This window comes from Ancylobacter vacuolatus, assembly GCF_030813595.1.
In the GTDB taxonomy this organism is placed as follows: domain Bacteria; phylum Pseudomonadota; class Alphaproteobacteria; order Rhizobiales; family Xanthobacteraceae; genus Ancylobacter; species Ancylobacter vacuolatus.
In genome coordinates, this window is sequence record NZ_JAUSUH010000016.1 from 26,478 (window position 1) to 32,680 (window position 6,203).

Here is a 6,203-nt window from a genome sequence, read left to right on the forward strand (position 1 = left end):
CCCGAAGTTCGAACTTGGGAATTGCACGAGACTGCCTGCACGGTCGTGCACTTGCACCAGACACCGCTTTGAACGGCGGCTACTCACGCTCCGCTCCCAAGACCCGCCTGTCCGCTCCCGGCCCCAAAACGACCATTCGTCGTCGTCGCAGCGACCTTCTGCCCCTGGCGCAAAGGTACCGAAGTGCCCCACCTCGCTAATGTCTGCTTTTGGGCGCCGGCCGTTACCAGATCAATGGCCGAGATGGCGGCGCAGAGCGAACTCGGTGAAAGGGCAAGTGAGAGGCCGCTTCTGTCTAGAGCGATGCGCCACGGCTAACGCGAGGTCGCGACCGCGCGGCCGATACCCATGGCAATGGGTGAGTGCAGTTCGGGTACGAGCACTTGGCCGAAAGAGGACCGTCGGTCGGCGCTCGCAGCCATGACCTCTGCGCCTTAAGAGGCCTGTGTCGTTTTACAAGACGCGAAATAGTCGACGGCGTGGTCAGCAAATCGCCGAAGTATCAGCCCGCGATGGGCGTCGCCGCGCGAAGCGAGCACGACGCGCAGCGGGCGCACCTCGTTATCGATCTTCAGCGTCTTCACCCTGCCTCCATCGTATGTGACAGAGGACGGAGGCCGCATCACCAGCAGCGTGAAGCCGAAGCCGGCTGCGACCGCGCTCCGTACCGATTCGAGCGAAGTGGAGACGTAGGAAATGCGTGGGCTAACCCCGATTTCTTCAAGCAGTCCCTCGAAATAACTTCGGCTCCCCGGCCCGTCGAACATGACATAGGGTTCTGCAGCGAGATCCGAGAGATTGATTGAGCGGCGCCCGGCCAGCGGATGATTAGCGGCGAGCACGACCATCGGCCGGAGCGCGGCGAGTTCGACAAAGGCCAGCCCGTCAGGTTCCGCGCCGCGATCATAGGTCAGAGCGAGATCAATCGAGCCCTCCCGCAGCGCATCGGCGAGATCGGTGAGCGACATCTCCCTCAGGCGGATGATGACCCCTGGAGCGATGTCCGCGAATGAATTGATGAGCCGCGCTGCGTAGAAGGGAGCGAGTGTCCAGAATACCCCGAGGCGAATCTCTCCTGCTGCTTCCGCGGCCAGCGCCGAGGCTTCGCGCTCGACCTGTTGGGCCAGCTCCTCCAGGCGGGTCACGTGTTCGAGAAAGACGCGACCTTGAAGCGTGAGCGTCAGCCCCCGTGCGTGATGCCGATCGAACAGGGCGAGGCCGGTGACGGCCTCCAACTTGTCCAGCGCCTGCGCGACCGAGGGTTGGGAAATATTGAGCGCGCGGGCCGCTTGCGCAATGCCACCATGCTCGGCGACGGCGCGGAAATAGGTGCACTGGCGGAGAGTGTATCGAACCATATTATTACTCGTTTAAAGCCAAGATATTTGAGTTTTTCCCTATCTTGAAAAAAGTTCAATCTGGCTTCCGATCGGTTGCCATGCTCGACCGGAGCGGCGCCTGCCTGCGAGGACGAGGATCAGCGCCATGTCGCCAATTCAGCCGGTTGCCGAACTACTCGAGGCCGCAGCACGGCCGTTCGAGGACGCACGCGCAATGCCGCCAAGTGTCTATACCAGCCCGGAATTTCTTGCTCGCGAGTTAGACACCATCTTCTCCAAGGAGTGGATGTGTGTTGGCCGATCCAGTGGCCTCGCCAATGCGGGCGACTACCTGACCTACGAGCTTGCCGGCCAGCCGATAATGGTACTGCGCGACAACGAAGGCCATTTGCGCGCTTTTTCCAATGTCTGCCTGCATCGTATGTCGACGCTGCTTGAGGGCATCGGAAACCGGCGCGCGATCGTCTGCCCGTATCACGCCTGGACCTACGGGCTTGACGGCCACCTCCGCGGGGCGCCGTTCATGACCCAGACCACGGGCTTCTGTAAGGACGACTACGTCCTGCCGTCGATCCGCTGCGAGGAATGGCTCGGGTGGATCTACATAACGCTCGACAAGGATCGCCCGAGCGTCGCCTCGACGCTGCGGCCGCTGGAAGCGATGATCGCCCAGTACCAGATGGAGAACTATATCGAGTGCTTTCGCGAGACCCACATATGGGACACTAACTGGAAAGTGCTCGCGGAGAACTTCATGGAGAGCTACCACCTTCCGGTGTGTCACGCCGGAACTGTGGGCGGCCACTCAAAACTCGAGGAAATGGAGTGCCCCCCGGGCCTCGCTGCCTTCAACTATCATTGGATTACCAAGGAAGCGTCGCTGCCGATCGGTAACGCGCACCCGGACAATACCCGCCTCGAAGGACGCTGGCGCAAGACGACTGCGCTGCTGGCTCTCTATCCCAGCCACCTCATCACCCTGACCCCCGGCTATTTCTGGTACCTGTCTCTGCATCCAAAGGGCACCGGTCAGGTGGCGATGGTGTTCGGCGGCGGGCTGTCGCCGGAATTCATGGCAGATCCGCGGGCCGGCGAGTATGTGGCGACACTCAAGAACTTGCTGGATGAGGTGAATGTCGAGGATCGCGGCTGCACTGAAAAGGTGTTCCGTGGCATGAATGCGGGCGTGGCTCGCGCCGGCCACCTCTCCTATCTAGAGCGGCCGATCTACGATTTCATGCACTACATCGCTGATCGGGCAACCGGATTCGATCGCTCCTTCGCTCTCGCCGCGGAGTGAGAAAATGGCTGCTGAGCACGCCGATATCTAGGGATGAACGAGACATTGCGTGCCGTCGCCGCGCGCGCCCAGCCTGGAGCCCGGAGCGCGGTGCTGCCGGGCCGCCTCTACACTGACCCCGACTATTGCGGCGCCAGGTCGACACCATCCTTTTACGGGAATGGCACCGTCTCGCTCGCGCCGACGAAATTCCGATGACATTGCCCCCTATCCCTAATCGAGCTTGAAGTTCGTTCTGGCCCATTAGAGGGCCAGAACATGAGGCGCAGCCGCTTCACGAAAGAGCAGATCATCTGTCAAACGGCGTTGGAACGGGCCCCCTGATAAGCGCGCAATAGGGACCTCTCTGGGGATGGGCTCGGTCGGGCTCAGAGCCTGTTCTTGAAGCGCCCGCTTTCGTTGCCGGTCTCGACGATGTCGCAGTGGTGGGTGAGGCGATCGAGCAGCGCCGTGGTCATCTTGGCGTCGCCGAAGACCGAGAGCCTTCGGTAACGCACATTGAGTTGCGCAATATTTACGCAAGGGTGATCGTCAACGATTGGCAGAACCGATCCGCCAATGCATCAACCTAATAGAACGTATCCGACGCGCTGGTACGTTGATTTCCATCGATTCAAGCCAGATGATTGTGATGCTTGATGAGCCATTTGTTGGTAAGCTTCACCGATCCGCACGGTTCGCCCCTGACGAGAGCATATGGCGCTCTTCAATTTCACCTGACATCGAGTAGTCGAGATTTGCCGGGCGGAGACCAACATGCAGACCGTTGAGTACAAGTCGTTCCTGCTGCTGATCGGCTTGGTCTCGCTTGCCTTCGCATGGGTTCTCTGGCCGCTGTTCGGCGCAGTGTTCTGGGCTGCGGTCATCGCCATCGTGTTCGATCCGCTGAATCGGCGGCTGTTGGTCAGAATGAAGAACCGCCGCAATCTCGCGGCGCTTGCGACAGTATTCATCATCCTTGTAATCGTTATCGTGCCTTTGCTGATAACGGCTGCGGCTCTGGCGCAGGAAGCGTCCAGCCTCTACAGCCAAGTGCAGTCTGGTGAGCTCAATCTCTCTCGCGTCTTTCAGCCGGTCTTCGATGCCTTGCCTCACTGGGCGAGCAATAAGCTCGGGGGTTTCGGGCTAACAAATCTCAGCGCGGCCTGGGAAAAGGTCGCGGCCGCGATGGCAAACGGCATCCAGTTCATGGCAACCGAGGCCCTGTCCATCGGTCAGAGTACGTTCAGCTTTCTCGTTAGCCTGGGCGTGATGCTTTACCTACTGTTTTTCCTGCTGCGCGACGGACTGACACTCGCGGATCGCGTCAAGGATGTCATCCCGCTCCCCGGCAATCAGCGCGAGGCTCTGGTTCGCAAGTTCACCGTCGTTATCCGGGCGACAGTGAAGGGGGATATACTTGTGGCAGCGCTTCAGGGGGCGCTCGGGGGACTTATGTTCCTATTTCTCGGCGTTCACGCATCCCTGTTGTGGGCCGTTTTGATGGCGTTCCTGTCTTTGCTGCCGGTGATCGGGTCCGCGCTGGTTTGGCTTCCCGTTGCGATCTATTTTATAGCGACCGGATCCATATGGCAGGGCATCTTTCTGATTGCCTACGGCGTGCTGGTCATCGGGCTGGTCGACAATTTCCTGCGTCCTCTGCTGGTCGGGCAGGCTACGAAAATGCCTGACTATGTGGTGCTGATTTCGACCATCGGAGGCATTGAGACTTTTGGCCTGCACGGCTTCATCATCGGACCCGTTATCGCCGCGATGTTCCTGGCTGTCTGGGCTATTTTCTCGGAATCGACGCGGACTTCTCCCGAGGATCGTACAGTGAGGCGGGCATTGCCGCCGGACGGCTCGGCGTAAGGCCCTTCCGCTGCACGGCATGGCGACACCATATAGAGGGAGCTCTGTGCGGCAGATGGAGAAGGCGGCTGCCCTCTGCACTCCTGAGAACCCGCCAACTCGGCGTTCTGATCAAGCACGTACGTCTATGGCTCGGAGCCTATTTCTCTATCGGCTGATCGGGTCCGTGAGGTTCACGTATCTGGTCTAGCGCCAGCAAAAGGGACGCTACGCGGTTGGCGGATGACGTCCACTCGGCCAACCTGGCGTAGCTGTCGGTGATCCAGTTGAACGCACTTTGAACGATGACGAACGCTGCCGCTGCCTGGACGACCTCGCCAAGGCTCATCGTTCCGGCCAGATAGTTCGGCATGCACAGAAGCAGGCCGATCACCGGGGCTATCAGCAAATTCGTCTGCGACACCAATGTCATTCGCATAAGTTGCCAGCAAAGCGCCAGCCATTTTGCTATCACTGCGGACAAGGCAACGCCAATCGCTTTCCCATCGTCGTCCTTGTCCCCGCGTGAGGTGCTGCTCTCGCCATGCTCGCGCAGCTTAGAGCCGATTGCCCGGAGCTGCGCTTCGGCGCGCTTGCTGTCGGCCAATACGTGCGTCAGGTGGCGACCAATGATCATCATGGTTGCCGTGATAAGGAGCGAGTACGAAACCACCGCCAGAACGAGATACCCCCGAACCTCCAGGTTCAAGCGGCTGATGACGAGAACGCCGCCGACATTCCAGAGAACACCGATAAATGTGATCGCCGTAAGGAGCGAAGACAGCAGACCAAGCGTCAAATCGATCGGCAAATCGGTCGCCAGCCTCGCATCCTCCGCGATCCGATACTCTGGATTTTGATGTTCTCCTTCCATGAATTGAAGTTGGCGCGAGTGGACTTTTTCGAGCCAGTATTCATAGAGATGCCTGCTAAACCACTCCCGCCACTTGCGCTGGGTCGTCATCCGCCCCCAGACCGAAAGAACCGCCAGTATAATATTCGTCGCGGCTATTGGCAAAAATATAATTATTTGATTTATTATTTCTGCACTATCCCTTCGCTCGATCGCATTGAAAAAATATCGATTCCAATAATTGAGCTGGTACTGCACGACAAGCTGCGCAATTACGGTCGATATCATCAGGAGTGCGAGGAGCCAGGCCCGCCAGGCGGAACGCCCCCGCCAGAATCCCGACGCTCCTTCAAAGAAGCGGGCGATTAGGCGCCTTTCGTCGGGAGCGATATAGGGATCGAGAGACATCAGATACGCCTACGAATGTGGTCTAAGCTTCACACACATCCCCGACATCTGACTACGATTCATTCCAGAGTGCCCGTGGATTGTGCCAATGACTGGCGCCAACTCACCCAGGCCACGGCTGAGTACGTCTGCTTTATGAAAGACGCCTAATTCCCGCTTCTGGCGCAAAAGGTGCCTATGTGCCGTGCCTGCTCACGTCCGCTTTTGGGTCGCGGCCGTTACCAGAGTAATGGCCGAGATGGCGGCGCAAGGCGGACGTTGGCAGCTGAATATCAGCCCATCCCCTTCCCACGCCAAAACAGACCTCTGTAAAAAGGCTTTCGAGGGAGACCTGCCACTGCTTTGTCATCCAGCGGCGATTAGAGCCTCGGCGGTTTTGATCCGCCCCCATTCTTTGGACCGCCGGAGGCTAGAGTTTCCGGCCTGTTGATCCGCCCCCATTCTTTGGACCGCCGGAGGCTAGAGTTTCCGG

Annotated in this window: 4 protein-coding genes and 1 pseudogene; 2 read left to right on the top strand and 3 right to left on the bottom strand. The window is 59.1% G+C overall.

The features are described from left to right. Window positions 1-434: 434 nt before the first annotated feature. Entirely contained in the window at window positions 435-1,358 is a 924-nt protein-coding gene (locus J2S76_RS22735) for a LysR family transcriptional regulator (RefSeq protein WP_307064367.1), read from the bottom strand. A gap of 127 nt (window positions 1,359-1,485) precedes the next feature. On the opposite strand from J2S76_RS22735, the gene J2S76_RS22740 reads away from it, so the two are divergent. Beyond that, window positions 1,486-2,640 (top strand): aromatic ring-hydroxylating oxygenase subunit alpha, encoded by a 1,155-nt coding sequence (locus tag J2S76_RS22740; protein ID WP_307064369.1) that lies wholly within the window; start codon window positions 1,486-1,488, stop codon window positions 2,638-2,640. 368 nt (window positions 2,641-3,008) lie between these two features. Here J2S76_RS22740 and J2S76_RS22745 read toward each other — a convergent pair. Further along, a pseudogene (locus J2S76_RS22745) lies at window positions 3,009-3,119 on the bottom strand (ATP-binding protein); the annotation flags it as partial. A gap of 277 nt (window positions 3,120-3,396) precedes the next feature. Between J2S76_RS22745 and J2S76_RS22750 the strand changes: the two are divergent. Beyond that, the gene (locus J2S76_RS22750; protein WP_307064370.1) at window positions 3,397-4,491 is read left to right on the top strand and encodes an AI-2E family transporter; all 1,095 of its coding nucleotides are present in this window, start codon (window positions 3,397-3,399) and stop codon (window positions 4,489-4,491) included. Between the two features lie 139 nt (window positions 4,492-4,630). On the opposite strand, the gene J2S76_RS22755 is transcribed toward J2S76_RS22750, so the two are convergent. After that, window positions 4,631-5,731 carry an SbmA/BacA-like family transporter gene (locus J2S76_RS22755; protein ID WP_307064372.1) on the bottom strand — a complete coding sequence of 367 codons (1,101 nt, stop codon included), beginning with the start codon at window positions 5,729-5,731 and terminating at the stop codon, window positions 4,631-4,633. Between the last annotated feature and the right edge of the window lie 472 nt (window positions 5,732-6,203).

Coding starts and splice junctions, on each gene's coding strand:
- J2S76_RS22735 (WP_307064367.1), bottom strand. CDS start 1,358: ATGGTTCGATACACTCTCCGCCAGTGCACCTATTTCCGCGCCGTCGCC.
- J2S76_RS22740 (WP_307064369.1), top strand. CDS start 1,486: ATGTCGCCAATTCAGCCGGTTGCCGAACTACTCGAGGCCGCAGCACGG.
- J2S76_RS22750 (WP_307064370.1), top strand. CDS start 3,397: ATGCAGACCGTTGAGTACAAGTCGTTCCTGCTGCTGATCGGCTTGGTC.
- J2S76_RS22755 (WP_307064372.1), bottom strand. CDS start 5,731: ATGTCTCTCGATCCCTATATCGCTCCCGACGAAAGGCGCCTAATCGCC.